Raw genomic sequence first — 25,377 nt, 5'->3', positions numbered from 1 at the left:
CGGTGATGGAGGCTGAACCGCAGGGAAGGGCGGTCCAAACAGGGGTCAAGAAAAAGGCGGCTCTACTGCATAATTCCTTAAATCGGAATCGATTTGAGGAGAGAATTATGCAGCAGACATAAAGTGTTACAGCGCCGTGCGCCATATATGGCGCACGGCGCTGGAGGCCGTCTTTCGTTATCGCTTATATAGTCCTAGCAGGTGCAGGTGACAAGGACGCGAAAGGGTTCCCGTCGCCCGTCCTGCCTGCATTCGTTATCGCTTATGCTCCAGCATCCATTTGCGATGGATTTTCTCGGCCTCGTCGTCCGGCAGCGACTTGTCGGGCACCGTGAAGGTCTGGCCAGGCTCGATCAGGTCGGGATTGCTGATTTGCTCTGCATTGGCGACATAGATGGTGGTGTAGCGCACGCCGTGGCCATAGACGCGGCGCGAGATCTGCCACAGCGTGTCGCCACGGCGGATGATCACCGCATTCTTGCTTTCGGTCAGCGGCGCCTGGCTCAGCGTCGGCGGGGTCGAGCCATCACCCGGCGAGAGCGTCTGGGCCGCCAGCACCTGGGTCTGGGCTTGAGCCTGGGCGACGTTGGACGGAACAGGCTCAAGTGCTGCATCGACCAGCGACTTGAGGTTCGGCAGCGCACTCGCCATTGCCGTCACAGAGGCCTGCGGCACCTGCTTCAGGGCAACCAGAGCCTCGCTGGCTTTGCCCGCCATTTGGGTCATGAAGGCGCTGACGGTCGGGTCCGTGCTCGGCGTCGGGCGGAAGTCGGCAACGGCTTTCAGCGCAAATTCCAGCGCCGAACGCGACGCGGCGAGGTTTTCCAGCGCCGGTGTCTTGCCATCGGCAAACAGGTTGGAGAGCAGCGCGAAGGATTTGGCCAGCGTGTCACGCTGCCGGTCGAACAGGTTGCTGTCGACGGTCGCGGGCGTGACCGGTCCGGCGGATGCGCCCGGCTTGGCTTCCGGTGCTACGACGGCAACTTGATCGCCTTCCGGCCTGTTGAACGGCACGGAAGCGCGCAACGTCACCTTGCCATTGGCATCCTTGAGGTCGACGCTGACGATGTGCTGGCCAACCGACAGCGGCATCTGGCCCTCGACGACGAAGTGACCCTTCTGGTCCACATCGGAGGAGCCGATCTGCTTGCCATCGGCATAGGCGGTGACGGTACGGCCCTTCTGGGCATTGCCGGCAACGAAGATTTTGTCGCCCTCAAGCTCGACCGCGGTGATCTGCAGATCGGCGGCCGATAGCGCCGGCGCTGCGCCGTTTGCAGCATCGGCAGGGGCCGAGGTCTGGTTTGCTGCTTGGGCGGCTGCTACGCGGGGCTGCTTGTCGGCACCGTTGATCTGGTCCGCAGCAGCGCCATCCTTTTGGCTGTCTTGCGGCCCGGTGATCAACCGGCTGGCTTCGCCGGGCTTGCTCACCATCGCCAGAACCTGACCGTTCTTGTCGGCGGGAACCGAGACGGTTGCCTGTTCCTCGGAACCGATGGTTTTGCCGTCCTTGGTGGTGGCCTTCAGGTCCAGCGAGTGGTCGCCGGGTGCAAGCGGTTTGTCGAGCACGATGGCGAAATCGCCGTTCGGCGAGGCCGTCGCGCTGGCAATGTTGCTGGCGCCGTCATGCACTTCGACTTTGGCGCCCGGTGCAGCGCTGCCGGCGATCACGGTTGAGCCGTCTTTTTCGACGCGCAGCACGTCGAAGCGCGGCATATCAGGATTGATCGCGACTTCCGGCTCGCCACGCATGGCGCGGCCAATATTGGCGACATAGACGGCGGCATCCTGCGGCGAGGCCGGCAGTTTGGCGATGAGCTGCAGGGCATGGGCAGCGGAGGCCTTGGCCTTGGCGAGGCTGTCGGCAAGACCGGCTTCGATCCCTGTCGGCAGGTCGGCGTCGCTCAGCGCCTTCAGCGCGGTCATGGCGGCAATGCGGCTTGTGGCGTAAAGCTCCGGTGCCGGGGTTTTCTGATCGGCAAACAGGCTCTCAAGGTTGGCGACCGATTGCTGCGCGGCCTGGGTGAGGCGCTGCATCTTGGCTGCGGCTTCTCCGCTTGCCGGTGGCGCCGTCGAAGGCTGCGCATCCGGCGCATCCGCCTGCTGCGTCGGGGCGGAAGATGTTCCTGCCCCTTTCTTGCCGCCGCCGATCTGCGGAAGCACGAAAAACACCATCAATACTGTCGCAATGGCAAGCACGCCGAGAGCCAGCCAACCGGCACGGTTTTTCATAGTCCAAAGTCTCCGAGCGGATTATTCCGCCATATCCCTTGAAACTGCTAGCGTTTCCTTAAGTAATGCACAAGCGATGAACCCTGTTTGTTCATTGTCTTCCCGGAGTTTTCGTCAATTTTGTTGACCCGTGCTGCCGCCCGCGGCCATTCTGGCGCCATGAGCGAAAATCAGTCTACGATTCGATCCATCTGCGTCTATTGCGGCTCCCGGCCGGGACGTGACCCCGAGTATATGGCGGCAGGCCGGGCGCTTGGCCGCTCGATTGCCGCCCACGGCCTGCGCCTCGTCTATGGCGGCGGCACCAAGGGCATCATGGGCGCGGTCGCCAGCGGCGTGCTCTCAGCGGGCGGCCAAGTCACCGGGATTATACCGGAATTCCTTGTGGATATGGAGGCAACGCGCCATTCTCTCGGTCAATTGAACGAGCTGATCATCACCGAGGACATGCACCAGCGCAAACACAAGATGTTCGAGCGGGCCGACGCCTTCGTCACCCTGCCGGGCGGGATCGGCACGCTGGAGGAGATCGTCGAGATCATGACCTGGGGTCAGCTCGGCCAGCACGAAAAGCCGATGGTGTTTGCCAATGTCAACGGCTTCTGGGCTCCGATGCTGGAACTGTTGAACCACATGCGCCAGGAAGGCTTCGTCCATACAGGCCATAAGGTTCAGCCGCTCGTCATCGACGATGTCGAGGCGATCGTGCCCACAATCATCGGCCGTTGGGAAGAGCTGGCGCAGGTTGGCGCCGAAGGTGAGGGCGACGCCGAAGTTTTGTCGAAGCTATAGTCTTATTTGGTCTTCGGATTATCCGAAGACCGGTTTCCCTTTTCGTGAGAAATTCTAGCGCCGCCGCAGCATCGGCAGCGTATAGATCACCAATGCCGCCCAGATCATTGGAAAGGCGATGGTCTTGGCGGTGCTGAATTCTTCCTCGAACAGGAAGACGGCGATCAGGAAAATCATCGTCGGCGCGATATACTGCATGATGCCGATGGTCGACAGCCGCAGCAGTTTGGCGCCATTGGCGTAGAGGATCAGCGGCACGGCCGTGATCAGCCCGCTCGAGGCCAGCAGCACGGTATTATTGATCACGCTGCCCTCGGACGAGCCAAAGAAATGCGATTGTCCGGTGACGCCGAGATAGACGAGATAGCCGAGCGCCAGGGGCGACAGCAGCAGCACTTCGAGCAGAAAGCCCTGGTTGGGGCCGATCGGCAGTGTCTTGCGGAAGAAAGCGTAAAAGCCCCAGGAAAAGGTCAGGCTGAGCGCTATCAGAGGTAGACGGCCGGCATCGACAGTCAGGATGACGACGGCGGCAATGACCAGCGCCAGGGCCGCCATCTGCGCGGGCTTGAGTTTTTCCTTGAGCAGGACAGCGCCGAGCAGGATCGAAAACAGCGGATTGATGAAATAACCGAGTGCGGTATCCAGCGCATGGCCGGCGCCGATCGCCCAGACATAGATGCCCCAGTTGATGCTGATCAGGCAGGCGGTCAGCGCCGCCATGCCGAGCATTTTCGGATTGCGCAGCGCCCGCTTCAGATCGTCGGTGCGCTTCAGCACGATCAATACCAGGCTCGCAACCGGAATCGACCACAGCACCCGGTGGCAGATGACTTCCATCGGCGGAATATGGGCAACAGCCTTCATGTAGAGCGGCAGGAAGCCCCAGAGCAGATAGGCGGAAAGCGCAAACAGAAAGCCGCGCAGACTGTCGCGGTTTTCTGCCATTGGGGCGGCAGCCTCGGTCATGGTGTTTCGATCCCTAGAGCATTTCCAGCAAAAGTGCGAAGCGGGTTTGCGTCCGGAAATGCTTGAAAACAAAGCTGAGAGTGCCTCCGTCCAGTACGGAGACACTCTCGTTCTTTACTGCCGATACGCCTTCAGGTCGCAAACAGCAAATTCATTCCGTTGAAGGATCGGTCAATTCCGCGAATATTTTTTAGCGACAGGGGCGTTCTCAACGCCGCGCATTATTGCGGGATGCCGCGTTCATACCAGCTCTTGGAGCGGTTCACGATCCAGACCACCGACAGCATGACAGGCACTTCAATCAGGACGCCGACGACGGTGGCCAGTGCGGCGCCGGACTGGAAGCCGAACAGGCTGATCGCGGCGGCAACGGCCAGCTCGAAGAAGTTGGACGCCCCGATCAGGGCGGATGGGCCGGCGACACAGTGCTGCTCCCCGGCCAGCCTGTTGAGGAGATAGGCAAGACCGGCGTTGAAATAGACCTGGATCAGGATCGGCACGGCCAGCAAGCAGATCACCAGCGGCTGCGCGACGATCTGCTCCCCTTGAAAGCCGAACAGCAGCACCAGCGTGGCCAGCAGCGCCACGAGCGAGACAGGCCCGAGCCGCGCCAGAAGCCGGTCGAGCGCCATCTGTCCGCCGCTTGCGATCAGGCGATGGCGCAGCACTTGGGCGATGATGACGGGGATGACGATATAAAGCGCCACCGACAGGGCCAGCGTGCCCCAGGGCACGGTGATGGCGGAAAGACCAAGTAAGAGGCCAACGACAGGCGCGAAGGCGATGACCATGATTGCGTCGTTCAGCGCCACTTGGCTCAGGGTGAAATGCGGCTCGCCCCTGGTCAGGTTGGACCAGACGAACACCATCGCCGTACAGGGCGCGGCCGCCAGGATGATCAGGCCGGCGATATAGCTATCGATCTGGCCCGCCGGCAGCAGCGGCCGAAACAGCCAACCGATGAACAGCCAGCCCAGCAGCGCCATCGAGAACGGTTTGACCGCCCAGTTGACGAACAGCGTGACGCCGATGCCGCGCCAATGGCGGCCGACGGTGCCGAGCGCTGTAAAGTCGATTTTCAGCAGCATCGGAATGACCATCAACCAAATCAGCACGGCCACCGGCAGATTGACCTTTGCGACCTCAAGGGCGCCGATGGCATGAAAGACCTGCGGCGTGAGCTGGCCGAGCCCGATGCCGACCACGATACAAAGCCCCACCCAGAGGGTCAGATAGCGCTCGAATGTCGACACGATCGCCCCTTACGCCGTCGCGACCCGACGGCCGTGCTCGTCGACCACCTGCTCGCCGTCTTCCTTGATAAAGGCTCCTCGCTGCGGTGGCAGCAGGTCGAGCACCTCTTCCGAGGGTCGGCAGAGCTTGACGCCGAGCGGGCTGACGACGATAGGCCGGTTGATCAGAACAGGATGAGCCGCAATGGCATCCAGCAGCTGATCGTCGGACAGATCGGGGTTGTCGAGCCCCAGTTCCGCATAGGGCGTGCCCTTTTCCCGCAGCAGCGCGCTGAGCGGTGCGCCCATGCGCGCGGCAAGCTGCACCAGCAGGCCCCGCGACGGAGGCGTTTTTAGATATTCCACGACATGCGGCTCGATGCCGGCATTGCGGATCATCGCCAACGTGTTGCGCGAGGTGCCGCAATCGGGATTGTGATAGATCACGATATCGATGGGCTGGGCGGTCTTGGCGGCTTCAGGCATGGGACGGTCCTTCTTTCTCTTCGCTACAGGCATCGACCGGTTTGCAACTGGCGAACGCGTTGATTGCCGGTGCGCAGATCTGCGCGTTGCCTTGGCAGCAATCGCGCATCAGGAATTCGACGAGACCGGCAAGCACCGGAAAGGCGGCGCTATAGATGATCGACCGCCCCTCGCGCCTGGATTCCACGAGGCCGGCCTGTTCCAGCGCGGCAAGATGAAATGAGATACGTGACGAGGACGCGCCATCCATGGCTTCACCGATCGCGCCGGCGGCCAATCCATCTGGTCCGGTTGCGACCAGCATGCGCAGGATCCGCAATCTTGTTGGCTGCGACAGTGCCGCAAAGGCATCGAGGGCTTGTTTTTCGATCAACATTTCAACATCTCAAGAGTAATTGAGATGTTAGATAAACCAATGAAACGAATAAGGCCAGCAGTTTTGCTGGCCTTTGATCACTCGGTGGTCGAGAAACCCCTTGCGGCTCACTCCGCCGCGATGCGTCCTGCCAGCTGCCGGTTCTTCATCAGCTTGTAGACAATGGCGTCCATCAAGGCCTGGAAGGAGGCATCGATAATGTTTTCGGAGACGCCGACCGTCCACCAGCGGGCGCCGGTGGCGTCGGTGGATTCGATCAGCACGCGGGTGATAGCCTCGGTGCCGCCGTTGAGGATGCGGACCTTATAGTCGGCCAATTCCAGGTCTTCGATTTCATTCTGGAACTTGCCGAGATCCTTGCGCAGCGCGATATCGAGCGCGTTCACCGGGCCGTCTCCCTCGGCCACCGACATGACCGCTTGGCCGTCGATCACCATTTTCACCACGGCTTCCGATACCGTCTTCAGGTTTCCATTGCTGTCGAAACGGCGCTCGATCATCACCCGGAAGCTTTCGACGGCGAAGAAATCCGGCACCGATCCCAGCGTACGGTGGGCGAGCAGTTCGAAACTGCCATCGGCGCCTTCATAGGCATAGCCCGAGGCTTCGCGCTGCTTGACGATCTCGATCAGCCGGTCGAGCTTCGGATCGTCCTTGGCGACTGGAATGCCGCGCCGTTTCAACTCGTTGATGAAATTGGCCTTGCCGCCCTGGTCGGAGACCATGACCTTGCGGAAGTTGCCGACCAGGCCTGGTTCCACATGCTCATAGGTCTTGGGGTCCTTCAGCAGCGCCGAGGCATGGATGCCGGCCTTGGTCGCGAAGGCCGACGCGCCGACATAGGGCGCCTGGGCAAAGGGCGAGCGGTTCAGCAACTCGTCGAAACCATGTGACAGCCGGGTAAGATCCTGCAGCTTGTCCGTGTCGATGCCGGTTTCGAAGCGGTCGGCATAGATCGGCTTCAGACAGAGCGTCGGGATGATGGTGGTCAAATCGGCATTGCCGCAGCGCTCGCCGATGCCGTTCAGCGTGCCCTGGATCTGGCGCACGCCAGCTTCGACGGCGGCCAGCGAATTGGCGACCGCCTGGCCCGTATCGTTATGGGCGTGGATGCCGAGCGAGGCGCCAGGTACGCCGCTTGCGATCACGGCTGCGATGATCTCGCGGACTTCCGGCGGTTGCGTGCCGCCATTGGTGTCGCAGAGCACCACCCAGCGGGCACCGGCCTGATAAGCCGTCTTGGCGCAGGCAAGCGCATAATCGGGATTGGCTTTGTAGCCGTCGAAGAAATGCTCGCAATCGACCAGCGCTTCTTTTCCCGAGGCGGTGACAGCCTCGACGCTGTCGCGGATCGCGTCCAGGTTTTCATCATTGGTGCAGCCGAGCGCGACCTTGACGTGATAGTCCCAGCTTTTCGCGACAAGACAGACGGCATCGCTCTTCGACTGCAACAGCGCGGCAAGGCCGGGATCGTTGGAGGCGGAAATGCCGGCGCGCTTGGTCATGCCGAAGGCGGTGAAACGAGCGCGTCCGGTGCGCTTCTTGGAAAAGAAGGCGGTATCGGTCGGATTGGCGCCGGGATAGCCGCCCTCGACATAATCAATCCCGAAGGCATCAAGCATGGCGGCAATGGCGATCTTGTCCTCGACGGAAAAGTCGATGCCGGGCGTCTGCTGGCCGTCGCGCAACGTGGTGTCGAACAGGGTGATCTTTTCGCGTGTCATTTTATGCCTTCCCGGCGAAACGGTCTGTCGCGCGGATGATCTGGTCCAATATGCCAGGCTCGCTCATCGCATGGCCCGCGGCTTCGATAATATGCAAGCTGGCATCCGGCCAGGCCTTTGCCAGTTCCCAGGCGTAGCGCAGCGGGCAGGGCATGTCATAGCGGCCATGCACGATGACGCCGGGAATGCCCGTGAGCTTGTGGGCGTCGCGCAGCAACTGCCCTTCATCCAGCCAGCAATGGTTCATGAAGAAATGATTTTCCAGCCGGGCGAAGGCAATGGCAAAATGGTCGTCGCCGAACGTGTCGATCTGCGTGAGGTCGGGGATCAGCGAAATCGTGGCCCCTTCCCACTGGCTCCAGGCGCGGGCGCAGGCCAGCTGCTCCGCCTTATCGTCACCCGTCAGCCGACGATGATAGGCCGAGACCATATCTTGACGCTCTGTTAGCGGGATGGGCGCCACGAATTTTTCCCAGCGGTCCGGATACATTTCGGAAACGCCGAACTGGTAGTACCAGTCCATTTCCGCCTTGGTCACCGTATAGATGCCGCGCAATACCAGTTCGCTGACCCGCTCGGGATGGGTCTGCCCATAAGCCAGCGCCAGCGTCGAGCCCCAGGAGCCGCCGAGAACCAGCCATTGCTCCACGCTGATCATCTGGCGCAACCGCTCGATATCGGCGACCAGATGCCAGGTCGTATTGGCTTCGAGATGCGCGTGCGGCGTGGAACGGCCGCAGCCGCGCTGATCAAACAGGATCACGTCATAGAGCGCGGGATCGAAAATCCGCCGCTGGTTGGCATTGATGCCGCCGCCCGGGCCGCCATGCAGGAACACGGCCGGTTTCGCGCCCTTGGTGCCGACCCGCTCCCAATAGATCACATGGCCGTCGCCGACATCGAGGAATCCGGTCTCGAACGGCTCGACTTCGGGGTAGAAGCTGCGCAAATCAGTCATGGGGCGATCCCTGATGTTGGGGCCAGTCCATCGGCCAGTCTGCTGTGTCGTGGTCGGGATGCTGATGCTGGCTCTCGCCGACCTTTGCCAGCCAGTCCGTACTGGCCTCCCGTGCCTCGACCGGCAGCCTATCGAGGTCGGCAAACCACGGCATCTTGCTGTCGAGATTGGCCTGCTCGACCGGCTTGACCGTGGTGGGGTCGTCCAGCGAGCCCAGCGTGATATTGATGAAATCCGCTTCCGGCACGTCGAAGAACAGGGGCGTGCCGCAATGGGCGCAAAAACCGCGCTTCACCAGATCGGAGGAGTGGAACCATTGCGGCTCGCCGCGCACGAGTGTGAACCGCTCGCGCTTGATGGAGCCGAGCGGCAGGAAGTAATTGCCTGAGGCTTTCTGGCACATGCGGCAATGGCAGACATGCGGATTGCCGACGGCGCCGGTCGCCCGATAGCGGATCGCGCCGCATTGGCAACCGCCGGAGTGAATTTGCTCTCTCATTGTCCGTCATCCTCAGGCGGCCAGACCGGCGTATCGAAGTCCGGATGCTGGAAGGATTCAATACCCGCCCAGACGGCTTCCTGATCTGCATTTTCATAGATCGGCTTTTCAAACAAGGTGTCGATCCAGGGCAAGCGCTTGTGGTGATTGACCTGAATTTCCGGCTCGAAGGCGGCCGGGTTGTCAAAGGCGCCGATGGCCAGTTCCACGCCCTCGGCATGCTGGTAGGTCAACGGCGTGCCGCATTTTTCGCAAAAGCCGCGCTTCACCTTTGCCGAGGAGCGGTAGAGCTTCGGTTGGCCGCGCGTCCAGGTCAGATGCGCCTGATCGGCGGTGACCAGCGCGCCGAAGAAACTGCCGAACTGCTTCTGGCACATACGGCAATGACAGATCGACGGCCGGCCCAGCTTTGCCGCCTGAAACCGCACCGCGCCACATTGGCAGCCGCCGGAAAAGATCTCACTCATGCGCTTGCTCCTTTGTCGGTTGGCCATTGATCCGTGTCGTGGTCCGGATGCTGGTAGGAAACAAGGCCATCGAGGAAGGGCTCGTTCGTCAGGTCTTCTTCCGTCGGATGGCCCGGCAATGCGTGCAGATGGTCGACAAAGCCGATCTTGGCTTCGGTGCCGTATTGAAGCGACGGAGGTAGGGCGGATGGATCATCGAAGGCGCCGGCCGCGACCGCCATACCGTCAGGCGCCTCATAGGTCAGCGGTGTGCCGCAATCGCCGCAAAAGCCGCGTTTGACGACGTTCGACGATTGGAAATGCTTCAGCGTGCCACGTGTCCACTCAAATGCGACGCCGCGCGCCGAAACCAGCGGCGCATAATAAGCGCCAAACGCTTTCTGGCACATGCGACAATGACAGATCGAAGAGTCTTTCAACGTGCCGGTTGAGCGAAAGCGAATGGCACCGCATTGGCAGCCGCCGGTATGGACCGTTTCTGACATGGCTATTGCTCCTCCGTGGCCGTTTCGAGCCAGTTTTCCAATTGCAGTCCCTGTACGCGCGAGAACTCACGCACATTGTTGGTGATCAGGACCATATCCAGCGCCAGCGCGTGGGCGGCGATGAATAGGTCGGTTGCCCCAATCAACGTTCCCCTGGTTTCCAGCGCGGTGCGAATATCGGCGTATCTGCGGGCAGCCACGTCGTCATAGGCAATGACGTCGATCCGCTCCAGCACCCCTTCGACCAATCTGCTAAGCCTCTCCGACCCACGGCGCCTGATCCCGAACAGGATCTCCGACAGCACGATCGAACTGATACAGATATCGTCCCTGTTCAATGTCTGCAAAACATTGGCAGCCGGTCCTGCTGGATTACGCACGACATCCGATATGATATTGGTGTCGAGCATGAAGCGGGCGGTGATCATAGGTCAACGGGCCTCGGTGGAGGCTCGGGTAGATCGAAATCGGGGAAATCTTCTTCGATCGGTGGCTGTTGGCGCAGCCAAGCGACAAAGGTTTCCTTCTTGTTCACGACAGGCTCCAGAATGATCCGGTCGCCTTCCTTGCGCATGATGACCTCATCGCCGGGAAAATCGAATTCCACGGGAATGCGCACGGCACGATTGCGGCCGTTCTTGAACACCCGCACATGTCTTTCCTGTGTCGCGCTCATCGACGCCTCCCTTAGCTGTACAGGCCAGTCACCAGCATAGGCCTTAGCATATGCTGGATCGACCTCCGACGCAAATTAGCGGGTAAGGTCGTCCTCGGCCTTGTGACACACCGCCTCGATATTATTGCCGTCGGGATCAAATACGAAGGCACCATAGTAGTTCGGATGGTAATGCGGCCGCAGGCCTGGCGCGCCATTGTCCTTGCCACCGGCGGCAATGGCGGCGTGGTAGAAGGCGTCGACCGCAGCCCGGTCTTCGGCGGCAAATGCAATATGCTGGTGGTAGCCTTCAGGCGGTGTGCCTTCATAAAGCCAATAGACCGGCTTTTCGCGCCCATAGCCGCCCATTTTCACGCCGTTCGAGTATTCCTCCGGCACCATGTAAAGCAGGGAGGCGCCAAGCGGCGCAAAGGCGGCATCGTAAAACGCCTTTGCACGTTCAAAATCGGCAACCTTGATATTCATGTGATCGATCATCGATGTCGTTCCCTAGTATCAGCGAAGACTTGCCAAAATCGTCATTTGGGGTGCTTTGCTTCGCCCCCTCATCCGGCTACCGCCCCCTTCTCCCCGCTGGGGAGAAGGGGAAAGAGCCGCAAACCGCCTAGCGCTTGACCTCCCAACTCGTCACGCGCTCGCCGGTTTCCTTGTCCTTGCCGTCCTTTAGCTGAATGCCTTTGGTCAGAAGATCGTCGCGGATCTTGTCTGCTTCCGCAAAGTTCTTCGCCTTGAGCATTTCGAGCCGCATCTCGACCAGGGCCGTGACTGCAGCGGACAGGTCTTCACTGACTTCGGCTTTCTTCGGCTGAAGGCCGAGCAGAGCTGCGCTGGCCAGAAAGACTGGCAGCTTGGTCGGATCGGCATTCGCTGATGACGCCAGTCCGTGCAGAGCCTGCACGGCGGCAACCGTGTTGAGGTCGTCGGCAAGGGCGTCAAGCACACTCTGGTTCGGTGCCGCATCACCGGCGTCACCGGCCGGCCATTTGGCGATCAGCCGCTCTGCTTCCTCCAACCGCTTCACCGAAAAATCGATCGGCTCGCGATAGTGGGTCATCAGCATGGCCAGCCGCAGCACTTCGCCCGGCCATTTGCGGGTGCCGAAGCTCTCTGTGTCCAGCAATTCGTTGATCGTGAAGAAATTGCCTGTCGACTTCGACATTTTCTGGCCTTCAACCTGCACAAAGCCGTTGTGCATCCAGACGTTTGCCATCACGTCGGTGCCATTGGCGCAGCAGGACTGGGCGATCTCGTTTTCATGATGCGGGAAGATCAGGTCCAGCCCGCCGCCATGGATGTCGAAGACTTCGCCCAGATAGCGCTTGGACATGGCCGAGCACTCAATATGCCAGCCCGGACGGCCACGACCCCAGGGGCTGTCCCAGCCGGGCTCATTGTGACTGGAGAGTTTCCACAGCACGAAATCGCCCGGGTGCTTCTTGTGCGCCTCGACGGCAATGCGGGCGCCGGCCTGCTGCTCATCGAGATTACGCTTGGATAGTTGGCCATAAGCGGCCATCGACCTTGTGTCGAACAGCACTTCGCCGCTGGCCACATAGGCATGACCTTTGGCGATCAGTGTTTCGATGATCGAGATCATCTGGGCGATATTGTCTGTGGCGCGCGGCTCGACCGTCGGCGGCAGATTGCCAAGCCGCTCGACATCGGCGCTGAACTGGTCGGCCGTTTTCTGCGTCACCCTGGCGATGGCGTCATTGAGCGACAGATCAGGAAAATCCCTGAGCGCCCGCGCGTTGATCTTGTCATCGACGTCGGTAATGTTGCGGGCATAGGTGACGTGAGCCTCGCCATAGACATGCCGCAGCAGCCGGTAGAGCACGTCAAAGACGATCACCGGTCGGGCATTGCCGATATGGGCAAAATCATAGACCGTCGGACCGCAGACATACATGCGCACGTTTTTAGGGTCGATCGGGGTGAAATCGACCTTGCTGCGCGTCAGTGTATTGTAAAGCTTAAGGCCCTCGGCCATGGCGGTCTCCAGACGTGATGATACCCGGCTGGACCGGAGCGTTTGTCATCTGGGACTGTGCAAGAGACGAAAACGGCCGGGCCAGCGCATGCGCTAGCGAATAATGTTCCAGCAGATGATGCAGGTGCTCGTTTTCATGGCGTGCTTTATGGCGCGACCCACGGCTTCGGTCAACGGCTTTTTCGGCCTTGGAGATCCATGCTGCATTTTTTTGATCGGCAGCGAAAATATTTTACCGATGAGCCGGCTGCGGCGCATCTGACGGTCTTGATTTCGGGCCAATCACCGGTTTGAACACAGAGCGCCTTTATTCACGCTAGATCTCGCATTGGCGTGATGGAGACTCCGCCTTTAGAAAATTGCCGTTTCAAGGATTGCTCATGCCCGGTTCCGCATCTGCTTCGCTGCCGTCCATCTTTCGTCTGCAAGCCGCTGTTGCGAGGCAGCTCACCTGCGCGCTGCTGATTGCCGGCCTCTCTGCTGTTGCAGCACGCGCCGCAGAGCCGGCCGTCGCCACCCAATGGGGATCGATCACCGAGCCGGACCTACCGACAACGGTCTGCGCCACGCTGCCGGCGGCGCTGACGAGTAAAGACGGTTCCGTCGATGCGGCGGATGCCGATGGCAAGGCCGTTCATCCAGATCAGGAGCGCCTGCAGGCGGCGATCGACGGCTGCGCGGGCGGGTTGGTCAAGCTCACGGCGGGCACGGATGGCCAGGATGCTTTTCTGACGGGACCGCTCACGCTGAAAAGCGGCGTGATCCTGTTCGTCGACAAGCCCGTTACCCTCTATGCCTCCCGCGACCCCAAGGATTACGACAAGGGCGCTGGCGATTGCGGCACGGCCAATACATCCTGGGATAAGACCTGCAAGCCTCTCTTGCTTGCCAAGGATACCAAGGGCGCAGGCGTTGCCGGAGAGGGGAAGATCGACGGGCGCGGTGGGTCGCTGCTTCTGTCGGGCGACAATGCTGGCAAGCGCTCCTGGTGGGATGTGGCATGGCAGTCGAAACAGGGGCTCAACCAGCATGTCTTCCGGCTGCTCGAAGTGGAGGGCGGCGAGAATTTCACGCTGTCGCGCATCGCGCTCATCAATAGCCCAAACTTTCATGTCGTCAGCAATGGCGTGACCGGGCTTACCGCCTGGGGCATCAAGATCCTGAGCCCGAGTGCTGTTTATACCAAGCCTGACTACGCCTGCCCGCCTGGCACGACGCCGGACCAGCTGACGCCGGCCACCTGCTTTACCCCGGACACCGTCAAGAATACTGATGGCTTCGATCCCGGCCAGTCGACCAAGGTTTTGCTCGCCTATAGCGCCATCAGCACCGGCGACGACCATGTGGCGATCAAGGCCGGCGGCGACAAGCCATCGACGCGGATGACCTTTGCCCATAACCGCTTCTACTATGGCCATGGCCTGTCGATCGGCTCGGAAACCAATTCCGGCGTCGACGATATTCACGTCTTTGACCTTGTGATGGATGGCCATGACAGCCCTGAAGGCAACGGGCTCAGGATCAAATCGGACACTTCGCGGGGCGGAAAAGTCGGCAATGTCCTCTACGAGGATATTTGCATGCGCAATGTCGCTGCACCCTTGGTGTTCGACACCCGCTATTCCGACAAGACAGGCGACAAGATGCCTGACTTCTCCGGCATTACCGTGCGCAACATGCGCTATACCGGCAGTGCGTCCGGCACTCCCGGCCGCATCGTTCTGCGCGGCATCCGCGACGAGAGCCGTTACCAGCCGTTGAGCCTCTTCCTTGACACGGTCCAGTTCGATGGCGCGCCGCCGCAGCTCGTAGGTTCGGCCGACCCGACCTCCAAGGACGCACCGCTCAATGCCGCAATCACGCTCGGTCCCGGGCCAGTCAGCTTTGCCGATCTGTTGAAAGCCGATCCGGCCCGCCGGGTGCGGGTGGTAAACCTGATCGACGCCGGCAACGACGACATGGCGCCGCCGATCGAATGTTCATCCGCCTTTCAGCCATTTTCCGCCATGCTTGAGGGAGCGCCGATCTAACGAAGGCGCTAGAAACGTCGATTTTTTACAATGTAGAGGTGCTGGACGTTGAGCTATATCGTCCGCACTGTCCGAATAGCGTCATAATTGTTCGGTTAAGACGGCTCCCATCTGCATTTTGCTTGCCCCTGCTTGCCGGGGCGGTTAATTGCCAGAAGAGATGACGACGAAGGGACGAAAATGCAGTTTGAAGCGACGAAGCTGCCAGGCGTATTTCTGATCACGCCAAAGCGGTTTGGAGACCAGCGCGGCTATTTCATGGAAACTTTCCGGCTGAGCCTGTTTGAAAGCGAAGTCGGGTCGTTCCCCTTCGTGCAGGACAACAAGTCCTTCTCTGCTGAAGTCGGCACGGTCCGCGGTCTGCATTTCCAGCTCAATCCGCGCGCTCAGGGCAAGCTTGTATCCTGTGCGGCCGGCGCACTGCTCGACGTCGCCGTCGATATACGCAAGGGGTCGCCAACCTATGGTCAGTTCGTTACGGCCGAATTGACGGCGGAAAACGGCTGTCAGCTTTGGGTGCCGCCGGGCTTTGCTCACGGCTTCTGCACATTGCAGCCCGATACGGTCATCAGCTACAAGGTGACAGATTATTACAGCCCGGATCATGACAGGGGCCTGTTGTGGAACGATCCGGCGATCGGGATCGACTGGCCTGTTGATGCCGACAAGGCGATCCTGTCGGACAAGGACAGGAAGCAGCCGACACTGAGTGAACTCGAGACGAATTTCGTCTATTAGCCGTGAACGCGGGCCATGCGGGCCCGCCGATGAATGCGAGTGCACGAACCATTCAATTCGTTCATGCTTCTTGCACTCGTTTTTTGTTTATGCATCGATTTGTCCAAACTCAGATGAATCTTTCGTTTGGATCGATGCACTAGGGGATAGTGGAAGACATGCGTGTACTTGTGACCGGCGGCGCCGGATTTATCGGATCGGCCGTCGTGCGGCATCTGGTGCTGGACAAGGGCTATGAGGTCCTCAATGTCGATAAGCTCACCTATGCGGGCACCCTGACTTCGCTCGCCTCAGTCGAAGCCAATCCGCTCTATCGCTTCCTGAAGGCCGATATCTGCGACGGCCAGGCGATGGCCGCTGCCTTTGCCAGCTTCCGCCCGAACCGAGTGATGCATTTGGCTGCCGAAAGCCATGTCGACCGCTCTATCACCGGCGCCAAGGATTTCGTCGAGACCAACGTGCTCGGCTCCTTCACCATGCTCGAAAGTGCGCGCGCTTATTGGCAGGGGCTTGAGGGCGTTGAGAAGGAAAGCTTCCGCTTCCTGCATGTCTCGACCGACGAAGTTTACGGTTCGCTCGGCGATGACGGTCTGTTTACCGAAACCACGCCTTACGACCCTAGCTCGCCTTATTCCGCTTCGAAGGCCGCGTCCGACCACCTGGCGAAGGCCTGGGAGCGTACCTATGGCATGCCCATCGTGGTCTCCAACTGCTCCAACAATTACGGCCCCTTCCATTTCCCGGAAAAGCTCATCCCGCTGATGATCATCAATGCGCTGGAGGGCAAGCCGTTGCCGGTTTACGGCCAGGGCGTCAATATCCGCGATTGGCTCTATGTCGAGGACCATGCCCGTGCGCTTGATATCATCGTCGAGCGCGGCCGGATCGGAGAGACCTATAATGTCGGCGGCCGCAATGAGCGCCGCAATATCGATGTCGTCACCCGTGTTTGCGCCTTGATGGACGAGTTGCATCCGGCTGGCGCACCGCATGACAAGCTGATCCAATATGTCACCGACCGGCCCGGCCACGATGCGCGCTATGCCATCGACGCCACCAAGCTCGAAACCGAACTGGGCTGGAAGGCTCAGGAGAATTTCGACACCGGCATCGAAAAGACCGTGAAGTGGTATCTCGAAAACCGCTGGTGGTGGGAACCGCTGCGCAAGGGCTATGATGGCAGCCGGCTCGGCCTGTTGAAAACGGCTGCCGGCAAATGAGCAGCAGCAAGCGCTTTGTCGTCACCGGCCTCGCCGGTCAGGTCGTCCAATCCCTGATCGAAAGGGCGGCTGACCGTCAGGATATCGAGTTGATCGCGCTTGGCCGTCCAACGCTTGACCTCGGCGATCCCGCGACAATCGAGCCGGCTATGCGGGCTGCGAAGCCCGACCTTATCGTCTCGGCCGCCGCCTATACGGCTGTCGACCAGGCCGAGGGCGAGGAAGCTGCGGCCTTTGCCGTTAATGCAGAAGGGCCGGGGGAACTGGCCCGTGTCGCCAAGCTTCTCAACGTACCGATCCTGCATATCTCCACCGATTATGTCTTCGACGGCAGCAAAACTGCACCCTATGCCGAGACCGATCCGGTGGCACCGCTCGGGGTCTACGGCCGCAGCAAGCTTGAAGGCGAGCGCAAGGTGGCGGCTGCGACCGACAATCATGCCATCCTGCGCACCGCCTGGGTCTATAGCCCGTTCGGCAAGAACTTCCTGCGCACCATGCTGCGGCTCGCCGAAACCCGCGATGGTTTGAATGTCGTCGCGGATCAGATCGGCAATCCGACGTCGGCGCTCGATATCGCTGACGCCGTCTTGGCGGTTGGGACAAATCTGCTTTCGTCGTCTGCAGCCGAGATGCGTGGCATCTTTCATATGACCGGTACAGGCGAAGCCAGCTGGGCAGAGTTTGCGGCTGAGATCTTCCGGCTTTCGGAAGCAAAAGGTGGCCCTTCCGCGACGGTGACGCCGATCCCGGCCAGCGACTATCCGACGCCTGCCGAACGGCCCGCCAATTCCAGACTGGATTGCACTCAGCTTGCGACGGTCCACGGTGTCAGGCTGCCGGACTGGAGGCCGTCGACCGAATTGGTCGTCGATCGGCTGCTAAACGGCGAAGACAGCTAGAGTATTTCCACGGACGGTGGACCGTTTTTCCAGCATGCCGTTGAAAAGGCATGTTTGTCGGAAAGAATGGCTCTATCGATCAATGCATGACAGATAGACAGAATTGATGTGTCAGGAGTTTTATCAATGAAGGGTATCATCCTTGCTGGTGGCAGCGGAACGCGGTTGCATCCGATGACGCTTGTCACGTCCAAGCAGCTCATGCCGGTCTATGACAAGCCGATGATATACTATCCGCTGTCGACTCTGATGCTTGCCGGTATCCGCGACATTCTGATCATCTCGACACCGAAGGACCTGCCGAATTTCCAGAGCCTGCTGGGCGATGGATCGAAATGGGGAATTTCCCTGAGCTATGCCGAGCAGCCGTCGCCGGACGGGTTGGCCCAGGCCTATATCATAGGTGCCGATTTCGTCGGCTCCAACCCATCCTGCCTGATCCTCGGCGACAATATTTTCTACGGCCATGGGGTCAACGATCTCTTCAGAACCGCTGTTGCCGGCAATGATGGCGCCACGGTCTTTGCCTATCACGTCAATGACCCCGAGCGGTATGGCGTCGTCGAATTCGACAAGGATCTGAAGGCCATTTCCATTGAGGAAAAGCCGCAGGAGCCGCGCTCGAGCTGGGCCGTGACCGGGCTTTACTTCTACGACAAGGATGTCGTCGATATCGCTGCCAACCTGAAGCCGTCCCCGCGCGGCGAGCTTGAAATTACCGACGTCAACCGTGTTTACCTCGAACGCGGCCGGTTGAACGTGGTGAAAATGGGCCGTGGCTATGCCTGGCTTGACACGGGTACGCCCGACAGCCTGTTGGATGCCTCGGAATTCGTCGCCACCCTGGAGCGCCGCCAGGGCTTCAAGATTTCCTGCCCCGAAGAGATCGCCTATCGTCTCGGTTTCATCGACGCGGCGCAGTTGGAGAAGCTCGGTCAGCAATATGGCAAGAGCACTTACGGCCAATATCTGCTGAAAAAAGTGCTCTGACGCTTTCAATTCACGTGGCTATCTGCGATACAGCGCCGTGCACAAAACCGTGTGGGGCGCTGTAACTGTTTATATATGCACCATAATTTTCAACAGATTGCTCGCAGGTGCGAGCATGGCGGGCCATTACTTTTCGGAAAATAGGTAAACGAAAAGAAAAGGGTCTCGTGTCAGACTGTTTGATGACGAGACCGAGAGCATTGTGAGCCTGCGGCAAGCGCATCGCGCCTGCGCTGCCCGGAAGAGAGGCCTGGTGAAAAAATATCCCTGCCGCAGAGCGTATCGTTCGGCTGTGTCTCTGGTGTAGCATCGTGAAGACAGGCATTCGCATGGCAGATCAGACGGTCGGTCCAGCGCAGGTGAGCGTTGTCACCGGCGAGGCAGCCCGCCGTCTTGCCGATAAGCCTGTGATGGTGACGGTGAGCGATCCGGCAGGGTTTCTGGGAGGCTCCGCGCGCCTGCGGCTTCACCGCGCGGGAAGAGTTCCCGCCGTGCTGCAGCGCTCCATGGTGATCGACCAGACCGGCTTCTTCATCGGCTGGATGCCTGACGATCTCGACGGTATCATCCTTGAAGCCGTGCCTTCCCACGACGCAGAGCGGCAGACCAGCCGTTCAGAACCAGCCATCGATCCGCCGACGGTTGAAATTCGGGCGCTATCGACTGCCGAGGCGGTCGCGCGGGTGATCTTGCGCCGGCCGTCGATGGCCCGGACCTTGCTGCGCCTGCTGGCTGCCCGCAATATCAAGGGCGCAACCTTCCGCTTTCTGCGGCAATTCGAGGCCCTGTCTGCGCCCTCCTATCGCGACTGGCGAGCCGTACGGGCGCAGATGGAGGATGACCATCCACCCGCAATCGCTAACCTGACCGATGCGCCGACACCGCTCGTTCTGGTCTCGATCCTGGGTGAGGGGCGGGGCCGCGAGGCCTCGCATGAGAGCCTCAAGCATCAAACCTATCGCGCCAACCGGCTTGTCGAGCCTGAGGATGTGCAGACCGATCTCGCTCATAGCCTTGAAACGGGCGAGCGCTTCTGGATGCGGCTGCCGGCCGGGGTGACGCTCGCCCCATCAGCCTTGCAATGGATGGTGGATTGCCTGATCCGTCACCCGCAGGCGACTGGCGTCTATTGTGACGAGGACACCGTCTCCCGCAGCGGCGGGAAGGCTACGCCTCTGTTCAAGCCGGCGTGGAACCTGCCGCTGGTCGAAAGCGGCTGGCTTCCTGTCGATTGCATCCTGCTGCGCGCGACCTGTCTGCCCGACAAGGTCGACCTTCGCCAGTTGGAGCCGCAGGCGCTCGCCATTGAGGCCTCGCAAGCCGGCGATATTCTGCATCTGCCCCGCATTCTCATGCATCGCCCGGCACCGCGGGCTGCGACGCTGCCGTCACATCCCCTGCAGCGCTTGGGCGGATCGATCCCACCGGTCACCGTGATCATCCCGACCCGCGACCGTGCCGATCTGCTGTCGGCCTGTCTTGAGGGCTTGCTCGAGCGCACGGATCGGGGCGCGTTGGACATCATCGTCATCGACAATGACAGCAAGGAAGACGCCACCCGCATCCTGCTCGACCGGATCGAGGCGGAGGGCCATGTGCGGCGCCTGGCCATGCCCGGCGCCTTCAACTTTTCCCGCGCCTGCAATCTCGGGGTTGCCGCGGCCCGGCACGAACGCATCCTGCTGCTCAACAACGATGTCGAGCCGCTGGATCGGCTTTGGCTCGGCGAGATGAACGCCGAACTTGACGATCCCAAGGTCGGCGCAGTCGGGGCGCTGCTGCTCTATCCCGACGGCTACGTGCAGCATGGCGGCGTCACCTTGGGGGCAGGATCCATCGCCCGCCACAGCTTTCATTTTCATGATCTCGACGGCGGCGAAGACCAGGGGTTGCTGGCACAGCGGCGACATGTGTCAGCGGTGACGGCTGCCTGTCTCCTGACCCGCAAGAGCCATTGGCTCGCCGTATCAGGCATGGACGAGGCAAAGCTGCCGGTCGCCTTCAACGACGTCGATTATTGCCTCAAGCTGCGGGCGCTGGACCTCGATATCGTCTGGACGCCGCATGCTCGCCTTGTTCATCGGGAATCGGTATCGCGGGGACGCGACGATACTGAGGAAAAGCGGCAGCGCTTTGCCGGAGAAGAGAGGGTCATGTTCGAACGCTGGCAGGCCGTGATCGGCAACGATCCGAGCTACAACCCGAACTGCTCGCTGAGTGCAGCCGATTTTTCGCTGGAGGCGGTGCCGCGCGATCTGTCTCCCCGCAGCGCCAGACTACCGGGAAGCCGCATTCCATGAAGAAATGGTGGTATCCGCTGGCGCTCGAACGCCTTATGCCTCGTCCGCGCCTGCGCGATGGCGCAGAGGGAAAGCCACGTCGGCCGGTCCGCTCCATTCTGGTGTTTGGTCGCGTTCCCAATCCGACCTTCGACTACTATCTTCCAGTCCGCCTGGAGGCGGCGGGTATGCCGCCGCATCAAGTGCATGATATCAGGCGCTTCGACCCCGCCGGCCTCGATCCGGATGGCGCCTTTGTTGTCGTCTGCCGCTATGCCTCGAAACCGCTGCTGGCCTGGATCGAAGCCCATGCTGACCGTTTGGCCGGCGTCGGTCTGCTGCTCGACGACGATATCCATGCGGTGATTTCCAGCCGCGATGCCGATATCGCCTATAGCCTGTTTCTCTGGTACCGCGCGCTCCATCCGCTACGCCGGCTGAACCGCCATCTCGACATCATCTGGCTGTCGACGCCGCAGCTGGTGCAGGCAATCGGTGAGCCGAAGGCGCATATCCTGCCGCCGGCGCCGCCAGCAAGCCTCTGGGAACGGCGTCCAAAGACAGGCGAAGGCGCAAAAGCTGTTGCCGAGGAAAAAGTGGTAATTGCCTATCACGCGACGGGCGTACATGTGGCGGAACATCATTTTCTAAAACCCGTCATCCGCAAGGTGCTGGAAGCGCGACCGCAGACCGTGTTCGAGGTCTTTGCCGGCAAGAAGGCGCGCCAGATCTGGCGTGGCATGGATCGGGTCACGGTCAAAGCACCGGTGTCCTGGCCGCAATATCTTGTTTATGCGGGTACGGCTCAGGTGGACATCATGCTGGTGCCGCTGGCGCCATCGGAGGCCAACGACAGCCGCGCGGGCACAAAGTTCATCGATGTCGCCAGGCTTGGTGCGGCAGGGCTGTTTTCCGACGCGCTTGCCTATGATGGCGGGCCGCAGGATGCCCATCCGCGCCTGCCTTATGACGAGCGCGTCTGGATCGAGGAAATCCTGCGTCTGGTCGACGATCCCGAGATGCGGGCTGCACGCGCCGCAGATATCGCCGCCAAGGTGGCGCAGATGAGCCGCAGCTTTGCGCCGCTGTTTCCCGAGCTATAACCTTTGATTTTAACGCTTTTCCTGGAAATGCTTTAGATGGCGGGATAATCGGCAATCCGGTTTTCGCGCACGATGTAAAGCTTGCCAGTTTCCGTCTGTTGTGGCCCGACCAGCGGCAGCAACGCCTTTGCGACGTCCGATGGATGCGGCAGCGTGTCGGGATCTTCACCCGGCATGGCCTGGGCGCGCATTGCCGTGCGGGTAGCGCCGGGATCGACGGAGAGCACCTTCAGCGGCAGGCGCTGATGCTCTGCCGCCCAGGTGCGGGCGAGCGCTTCAACAGCGGCCTTTGAGGCGGAGTAGGGGCCCCAGAACGGCTTGCATTTGTGGGCGGCGCCTGAAGACAGGATCAATGCGCGGCCTTGGTCGGACTTGGTAATCAGCGGATCGATCGAACGGATCAGGCGCCATGTGGCGGTGACATTGATGGTCATCACCTTCTCGAACACCTTGGCCTCGACATGCGCGACCGGCGAAATCGTGCCGAGCACGCCGGCATTGGCCACGAGAATGTCGAGCTTGCCCCAGCGTTCGAAGATAGAGCCTCCAAGCGCGTCGATAGCATTCATATCGTTGAGATCGAAGGGCACCAGCGTAGCACTGCCGCCAGCGGCGCTGATCGCGTCGTCGAGGTCCTCAAGACCGCCGACAGTGCGCGCGCAGGCGATCACATGCGCCCCGGCCTTGGCCAGCTCAAGTGCTGTAAAATAACCGATACCGCGCGATGCACCCGTTACCAGCGCGATCCGCCCCTTCAGATCAACAGTCATATGCTCTTCCCTGCCTCTTCCCGCATGCATATCCAGGCCCGGCCGACGGCAGCCGGCTCAGGCCTTATTGACCACGTCTCAGCCGTTGCTGGCCATGACCGAGACCTTGCGGCCCATCTTTTCGCCTTCCTTGTCCGCCAACCGTGTCGGGTAATCGCCGGTGAAATAGTGGTCGGTGAACTGCGGGTTCTCAGGGTTGCGGGCCTCGCCGCCGACGGCCATGTACAGCCCGTCGATCGACAGGAAGGCGAGCGAGTCGGCGCCGATATATTTCGCCATGGCTTCTGCACCGGCATATTGATTGGCCAGCAGCTTTTCGGCGTCCGGCGTGTCGATGCCGTAGAAGTCGGGATGATAGATCATTGGGCTCGCAACGCGGATATGCACTTCCTTGGCGCCGGCATCGCGGATCATCTGGACGATCTTCAGCGAGGTCGTGCCGCGCACGATCGAGTCGTCCACCAGGATCACCCGCTTGCCTTCGATCATCGCCCGGTTGGCGGAATGCTTCAGCTTGACGCCGAAGGCGCGGATCTGCTGCGTCGGCTCGATGAAGGTCCGTCCGACATAGTGATTGCGGATAATGCCGTATTCGAAGGGAATGCCGCTCGCCTGCGCATAGCCGAGTGCGGCCGGTGTGCCACCATCGGGCACCGGCACCACGACATCGCCGTCGCAGGGAGCTTCTTTGGCCAGATTCATCCCCATGGCCTTGCGGGTCTGGTAGACGTTGCGGCCGGCGACGACCGAATCGGGTCTTGCAAAATAAACATATTCGAACAGGCAGGGCCGCTCCGGCTGGGGCCGGGCAGGGCGGCGGCTGTCGATGGTGATCGATCCATCAGGCTGGATTTCGCAGATGATCACTTCGCCGTTTTCGACATCGCGGACGAATTTTGCGCCGATAATGTCAAGTGCACAGGTTTCCGAGCAGAAGATCGGCTTGCCGTCGAGTTCGCCCATGACCAGCGGCCGGATACCGATCGGATCGCGCGCGGCGATCAGCTTGGTGCGGGTGAGCGCGATCATCGCATAGCCGCCTTCCATCTGCCGCATCGCGTCGATAAAGCGGTCGGCGGTCGAGCTGTGGCGGGAGCGGGCGATGAGATGCAGAACCACTTCCGAATCCGAGGTGGACTGACAGATGGCGCCTGTCGCGATGATCTGGCGACGCAGTGTCAGGCCATTGGTGAAATTGCCGTTATGGGCGATGGCGATGCCGCCTTCTTCCAGTTCGGCAAACAGCGGCTGCACATTGCGCAGCGCCACTTCGCCAGTTGTCGAATAACGGGTATGGCCGATCGAGGCCGAGCCCGGCAATTTCGCCAGCGTCACTGGATTGGTGTAGTGGTCACCGACCAGACCCATATGCTTTTCGGTATGGAATTGCCGTCCGTCGAAGGAGACGATACCCGCCGCTTCTTGTCCGCGATGCTGGAGCGCATGCAGGCCAAGCGCCGTCAGCGTTGCCGCATCCTGATGTCCCAAAATGCCGAATACGCCGCATTCTTCATGCAGCGTGTCGCCTTCGAGGTCTTCAAGGAAAGTCGAGGAAATAGACTGATTCATTGCAGCAAGCCTTTGCTCGATACATGCGCGTCGCAGACGGGTGCGCGGGTGACGAAAAGCTGTGACAAGTGCCTGATGTTCTTGCGAGGAAACGGTGGCACTCGATATGTCTATCATTCGATCCCGCTAGAAGCGGGATCGACTTGAGCAATTCGGTCTTGCCGGAACCGCTCGCTTGGATTGGCCTCTATATAAGCATGCCAACCATCAACGTCCATAAGGTCGCGAAACTGTGTCGGCAACCGTCAGTTCGACGGTGCCGGAGCCGGTTGACCAGGTGTGGTCTGCGGTGCGTCTTCCTCGGGAGCCTGGCCCTCGGCCGGAGCCTGCTGCTTGCCAAGGATGCGGGCGCGCAGTTGCGGCTCGATATCGGCTGGCAGCACCGCTTCCAGCTTGACGACAAGCGCATCGAGGAATGGCTTGGACTTGGCATTGTTCACCCAGTCCGGCCGCTGCTTGGCATCGATCAGCCAGTTCCAGAAAGCCACGGCCACCACCAGCAGCAGAATGCCGCGGGCAGCGCCGAACAGGAAGCCGAGCGTCCGGTCCAGCGCGCCGATCCGGCTGTCGATGATGAAGTCTGCAATCCGCGAGGTGATGAAGGAGATGATGATCAACGCGATCAAGAAAATACCACCAGCCGAGGCTGCGATCGCGATGCGCTGGTCGTTGGTATAGTTCTTCACATAGGGAAGGACGATCGGGTACAGATAATAGGCCGCTGCAATCGCGCCAACCCAACTGGCAATCGACAGGATCTCGCGTGAGAAGCCGCGGATCATCGCCAGTACGGCTGAAAACAGCACGACACCGATGACAATACCGTCGAAAATCGTAATGGGCATTCAGGTCAACTCCAGGACATGGCGCCAAACAGGATCATGGCGCCGGAA

General features: G+C 60.6%; 26 protein-coding genes. 9 read left to right on the top strand and 17 right to left on the bottom strand.

Annotation, left to right across the window (positions count from 1 at the left end; translation table 11 throughout):
* Positions 1 to 255: 255 nt before the first annotated feature.
* A complete protein-coding gene (locus BJF91_RS22770) occupies positions 256 to 2,232 on the bottom strand; it encodes an Ig-like domain-containing protein (protein WP_075616802.1) in 1,977 nt (658 codons plus the stop codon).
* A 159-nt stretch (positions 2,233 to 2,391) separates the two neighbouring features.
* Here BJF91_RS22770 and BJF91_RS22765 point away from each other — a divergent pair, with 159 nt between their 5' ends.
* A complete protein-coding gene (locus BJF91_RS22765) occupies positions 2,392 to 3,024 on the top strand; it encodes an LOG family protein (RefSeq protein ID WP_075617028.1) in 633 nt (210 codons plus the stop codon).
* A gap of 54 nt (positions 3,025 to 3,078) precedes the next feature.
* On the opposite strand, the gene rarD is transcribed toward BJF91_RS22765, so the two are convergent.
* From rarD to cysS, 13 genes are all read right to left on the bottom strand, one after another.
* Positions 3,079 to 3,990, bottom strand: coding sequence for an EamA family transporter RarD (gene rarD, locus BJF91_RS22760; protein ID WP_075616801.1), 912 nt, complete (start codon positions 3,988 to 3,990; stop codon positions 3,079 to 3,081).
* A 221-nt stretch (positions 3,991 to 4,211) separates the two neighbouring features.
* A complete protein-coding gene (arsB, locus tag BJF91_RS22755) occupies positions 4,212 to 5,243 on the bottom strand; it encodes an ACR3 family arsenite efflux transporter (protein ID WP_075616800.1) in 1,032 nt (343 codons plus the stop codon).
* Between the two features lie 9 nt (positions 5,244 to 5,252).
* On the bottom strand, positions 5,253 to 5,708 hold the full coding sequence (gene arsC, locus BJF91_RS22750) for an arsenate reductase (glutaredoxin) (protein WP_210288998.1): 456 nt from the start codon (positions 5,706 to 5,708) through the stop codon (positions 5,253 to 5,255).
* Complete coding sequence (locus BJF91_RS22745) at positions 5,701 to 6,081, bottom strand: ArsR/SmtB family transcription factor (RefSeq protein ID WP_075617027.1); 381 nt, start codon at positions 6,079 to 6,081, stop codon at positions 5,701 to 5,703. Before BJF91_RS22745 ends, arsC begins: the two co-directional genes overlap by 8 nt.
* Positions 6,082 to 6,191: 110 nt before the next feature.
* Complete coding sequence (gene cimA, locus BJF91_RS22740) at positions 6,192 to 7,808, bottom strand: citramalate synthase (RefSeq protein WP_075616799.1); 1,617 nt, start codon at positions 7,806 to 7,808, stop codon at positions 6,192 to 6,194.
* A 1-nt stretch (position 7,809) separates the two neighbouring features.
* The gene (gene pip, locus BJF91_RS22735) at positions 7,810 to 8,766 is read right to left on the bottom strand and encodes a prolyl aminopeptidase (RefSeq protein ID WP_075616798.1); all 957 of its coding nucleotides are present in this window, start codon (positions 8,764 to 8,766) and stop codon (positions 7,810 to 7,812) included.
* Positions 8,759 to 9,265 (bottom strand): GFA family protein, encoded by a 507-nt coding sequence (locus BJF91_RS22730; protein WP_075616797.1) that lies wholly within the window; start codon positions 9,263 to 9,265, stop codon positions 8,759 to 8,761. Before BJF91_RS22730 ends, pip begins: the two co-directional genes overlap by 8 nt.
* Complete coding sequence (locus tag BJF91_RS22725) at positions 9,262 to 9,732, bottom strand: GFA family protein (protein WP_075616796.1); 471 nt, start codon at positions 9,730 to 9,732, stop codon at positions 9,262 to 9,264. Before BJF91_RS22725 ends, BJF91_RS22730 begins: the two co-directional genes overlap by 4 nt.
* Entirely contained in the window at positions 9,729 to 10,217 is a 489-nt protein-coding gene (locus tag BJF91_RS22720; protein WP_075616795.1) for a GFA family protein, read from the bottom strand. Before BJF91_RS22720 ends, BJF91_RS22725 begins: the two co-directional genes overlap by 4 nt.
* Before the next feature lie 2 nt (positions 10,218 to 10,219).
* On the bottom strand, positions 10,220 to 10,645 hold the full coding sequence (locus BJF91_RS22715) for a type II toxin-antitoxin system VapC family toxin (protein WP_075616794.1): 426 nt from the start codon (positions 10,643 to 10,645) through the stop codon (positions 10,220 to 10,222).
* Positions 10,642 to 10,893, bottom strand: coding sequence for an antitoxin (locus BJF91_RS22710; RefSeq protein ID WP_075616793.1), 252 nt, complete (start codon positions 10,891 to 10,893; stop codon positions 10,642 to 10,644). The genes BJF91_RS22715 and BJF91_RS22710 overlap by 4 nt, the downstream gene beginning before the upstream one ends.
* A 75-nt stretch (positions 10,894 to 10,968) precedes the next feature.
* Entirely contained in the window at positions 10,969 to 11,370 is a 402-nt protein-coding gene (locus tag BJF91_RS22705; RefSeq protein ID WP_075616792.1) for a VOC family protein, read from the bottom strand.
* Positions 11,371 to 11,497: 127 nt separating this feature from the next.
* On the bottom strand, positions 11,498 to 12,883 hold the full coding sequence (gene cysS, locus BJF91_RS22700) for a cysteine--tRNA ligase (RefSeq protein WP_075616791.1): 1,386 nt from the start codon (positions 12,881 to 12,883) through the stop codon (positions 11,498 to 11,500).
* Between the two features lie 103 nt (positions 12,884 to 12,986).
* On the opposite strand from cysS, the gene BJF91_RS25120 reads away from it, so the two are divergent.
* The 8 genes from BJF91_RS25120 to BJF91_RS22665 all read left to right on the top strand — a co-directional run bounded on the left by BJF91_RS25120 (position 12,987) and on the right by BJF91_RS22665 (position 22,145).
* Positions 12,987 to 13,145, top strand: a complete 159-nt coding sequence (locus tag BJF91_RS25120; protein WP_162843909.1) for a hypothetical protein — start codon at positions 12,987 to 12,989, stop codon at positions 13,143 to 13,145.
* 118 nt (positions 13,146 to 13,263) lie between these two features.
* Positions 13,264 to 14,913 carry a glycoside hydrolase family 28 protein gene (locus BJF91_RS22695; protein ID WP_075616790.1) on the top strand — a complete coding sequence of 550 codons (1,650 nt, stop codon included), beginning with the start codon at positions 13,264 to 13,266 and terminating at the stop codon, positions 14,911 to 14,913.
* Positions 14,914 to 15,093: 180 nt separating this feature from the next.
* The gene (gene rfbC, locus BJF91_RS22690) at positions 15,094 to 15,651 is read left to right on the top strand and encodes a dTDP-4-dehydrorhamnose 3,5-epimerase (protein ID WP_075616789.1); all 558 of its coding nucleotides are present in this window, start codon (positions 15,094 to 15,096) and stop codon (positions 15,649 to 15,651) included.
* Between the two features lie 158 nt (positions 15,652 to 15,809).
* Positions 15,810 to 16,871 (top strand): dTDP-glucose 4,6-dehydratase, encoded by a 1,062-nt coding sequence (gene rfbB, locus BJF91_RS22685; protein WP_075616788.1) that lies wholly within the window; start codon positions 15,810 to 15,812, stop codon positions 16,869 to 16,871.
* Complete coding sequence (rfbD, locus tag BJF91_RS22680) at positions 16,868 to 17,773, top strand: dTDP-4-dehydrorhamnose reductase (protein WP_075616787.1); 906 nt, start codon at positions 16,868 to 16,870, stop codon at positions 17,771 to 17,773. Before rfbB ends, rfbD begins: the two co-directional genes overlap by 4 nt.
* Before the next feature lie 126 nt (positions 17,774 to 17,899).
* The gene (rfbA, locus tag BJF91_RS22675) at positions 17,900 to 18,763 is read left to right on the top strand and encodes a glucose-1-phosphate thymidylyltransferase RfbA (RefSeq protein WP_075616786.1); all 864 of its coding nucleotides are present in this window, start codon (positions 17,900 to 17,902) and stop codon (positions 18,761 to 18,763) included.
* A gap of 329 nt (positions 18,764 to 19,092) precedes the next feature.
* Positions 19,093 to 21,063 carry a glycosyltransferase family 2 protein gene (locus tag BJF91_RS22670; protein ID WP_075616785.1) on the top strand — a complete coding sequence of 657 codons (1,971 nt, stop codon included), beginning with the start codon at positions 19,093 to 19,095 and terminating at the stop codon, positions 21,061 to 21,063.
* On the top strand, positions 21,060 to 22,145 hold the full coding sequence (locus BJF91_RS22665; protein ID WP_075616784.1) for a glycosyltransferase family protein: 1,086 nt from the start codon (positions 21,060 to 21,062) through the stop codon (positions 22,143 to 22,145). The genes BJF91_RS22670 and BJF91_RS22665 overlap by 4 nt, the downstream gene beginning before the upstream one ends.
* 32 nt (positions 22,146 to 22,177) lie before the next feature.
* On the opposite strand, the gene BJF91_RS22660 is transcribed toward BJF91_RS22665, so the two are convergent.
* The 3 genes from BJF91_RS22660 to BJF91_RS22650 form a co-directional block, all read right to left on the bottom strand.
* The gene (locus BJF91_RS22660) at positions 22,178 to 22,915 is read right to left on the bottom strand and encodes an SDR family NAD(P)-dependent oxidoreductase (protein WP_075616783.1); all 738 of its coding nucleotides are present in this window, start codon (positions 22,913 to 22,915) and stop codon (positions 22,178 to 22,180) included.
* 78 nt (positions 22,916 to 22,993) lie between these two features.
* On the bottom strand, positions 22,994 to 24,484 hold the full coding sequence (gene purF / locus BJF91_RS22655; RefSeq protein ID WP_075616782.1) for an amidophosphoribosyltransferase: 1,491 nt from the start codon (positions 24,482 to 24,484) through the stop codon (positions 22,994 to 22,996).
* A gap of 245 nt (positions 24,485 to 24,729) precedes the next feature.
* Positions 24,730 to 25,329, bottom strand: a complete 600-nt coding sequence (locus BJF91_RS22650; RefSeq protein ID WP_075616781.1) for a CvpA family protein — start codon at positions 25,327 to 25,329, stop codon at positions 24,730 to 24,732.
* Between the last annotated feature and the right edge of the window lie 48 nt (positions 25,330 to 25,377).

The sequence above is a fragment of the Gillisella taibaishanensis genome (assembly GCF_001938985.1).
GTDB lineage: Bacteria > Pseudomonadota > Alphaproteobacteria > Rhizobiales > Rhizobiaceae > Allorhizobium > Allorhizobium taibaishanense.
The sequence above is the reverse complement of the archived record's forward strand: the minus strand, read 5'-3'. Positions and strand labels throughout refer to the sequence as shown.

Bases quoted from the DNA above. Each gene is read 5' to 3' on its own strand.
- BJF91_RS22770 (WP_075616802.1), bottom strand. From the start codon at position 2,232: ATGAAAAACCGTGCCGGTTGGCTGGCTCTCGGCGTGCTTGCCATTGCG.
- BJF91_RS22765 (WP_075617028.1), top strand. From the start codon at position 2,392: ATGAGCGAAAATCAGTCTACGATTCGATCCATCTGCGTCTATTGCGGC.
- rarD (WP_075616801.1), bottom strand. From the start codon at position 3,990: ATGACCGAGGCTGCCGCCCCAATGGCAGAAAACCGCGACAGTCTGCGC.
- arsC (WP_210288998.1), bottom strand. From the start codon at position 5,708: ATGCCTGAAGCCGCCAAGACCGCCCAGCCCATCGATATCGTGATCTAT.
- cimA (WP_075616799.1), bottom strand. From the start codon at position 7,808: ATGACACGCGAAAAGATCACCCTGTTCGACACCACGTTGCGCGACGGC.
- pip (WP_075616798.1), bottom strand. From the start codon at position 8,766: ATGACTGATTTGCGCAGCTTCTACCCCGAAGTCGAGCCGTTCGAGACC.
- BJF91_RS22730 (WP_075616797.1), bottom strand. From the start codon at position 9,265: ATGAGAGAGCAAATTCACTCCGGCGGTTGCCAATGCGGCGCGATCCGC.
- BJF91_RS22725 (WP_075616796.1), bottom strand. From the start codon at position 9,732: ATGAGTGAGATCTTTTCCGGCGGCTGCCAATGTGGCGCGGTGCGGTTT.
- BJF91_RS22720 (WP_075616795.1), bottom strand. From the start codon at position 10,217: ATGTCAGAAACGGTCCATACCGGCGGCTGCCAATGCGGTGCCATTCGC.
- BJF91_RS22715 (WP_075616794.1), bottom strand. From the start codon at position 10,645: ATGATCACCGCCCGCTTCATGCTCGACACCAATATCATATCGGATGTC.
- BJF91_RS22710 (WP_075616793.1), bottom strand. From the start codon at position 10,893: ATGAGCGCGACACAGGAAAGACATGTGCGGGTGTTCAAGAACGGCCGC.
- BJF91_RS22705 (WP_075616792.1), bottom strand. From the start codon at position 11,370: ATGATCGATCACATGAATATCAAGGTTGCCGATTTTGAACGTGCAAAG.
- cysS (WP_075616791.1), bottom strand. From the start codon at position 12,883: ATGGCCGAGGGCCTTAAGCTTTACAATACACTGACGCGCAGCAAGGTC.
- BJF91_RS25120 (WP_162843909.1), top strand. From the start codon at position 12,987: ATGTTCCAGCAGATGATGCAGGTGCTCGTTTTCATGGCGTGCTTTATG.
- BJF91_RS22695 (WP_075616790.1), top strand. From the start codon at position 13,264: ATGCCCGGTTCCGCATCTGCTTCGCTGCCGTCCATCTTTCGTCTGCAA.
- rfbC (WP_075616789.1), top strand. From the start codon at position 15,094: ATGCAGTTTGAAGCGACGAAGCTGCCAGGCGTATTTCTGATCACGCCA.
- rfbB (WP_075616788.1), top strand. From the start codon at position 15,810: ATGCGTGTACTTGTGACCGGCGGCGCCGGATTTATCGGATCGGCCGTC.
- rfbD (WP_075616787.1), top strand. From the start codon at position 16,868: ATGAGCAGCAGCAAGCGCTTTGTCGTCACCGGCCTCGCCGGTCAGGTC.
- rfbA (WP_075616786.1), top strand. From the start codon at position 17,900: ATGAAGGGTATCATCCTTGCTGGTGGCAGCGGAACGCGGTTGCATCCG.
- BJF91_RS22670 (WP_075616785.1), top strand. From the start codon at position 19,093: ATGGCAGATCAGACGGTCGGTCCAGCGCAGGTGAGCGTTGTCACCGGC.
- BJF91_RS22665 (WP_075616784.1), top strand. From the start codon at position 21,060: ATGAAGAAATGGTGGTATCCGCTGGCGCTCGAACGCCTTATGCCTCGT.
- BJF91_RS22660 (WP_075616783.1), bottom strand. From the start codon at position 22,915: ATGACTGTTGATCTGAAGGGGCGGATCGCGCTGGTAACGGGTGCATCG.
- purF (WP_075616782.1), bottom strand. From the start codon at position 24,484: ATGAATCAGTCTATTTCCTCGACTTTCCTTGAAGACCTCGAAGGCGAC.
- BJF91_RS22650 (WP_075616781.1), bottom strand. From the start codon at position 25,329: ATGCCCATTACGATTTTCGACGGTATTGTCATCGGTGTCGTGCTGTTT.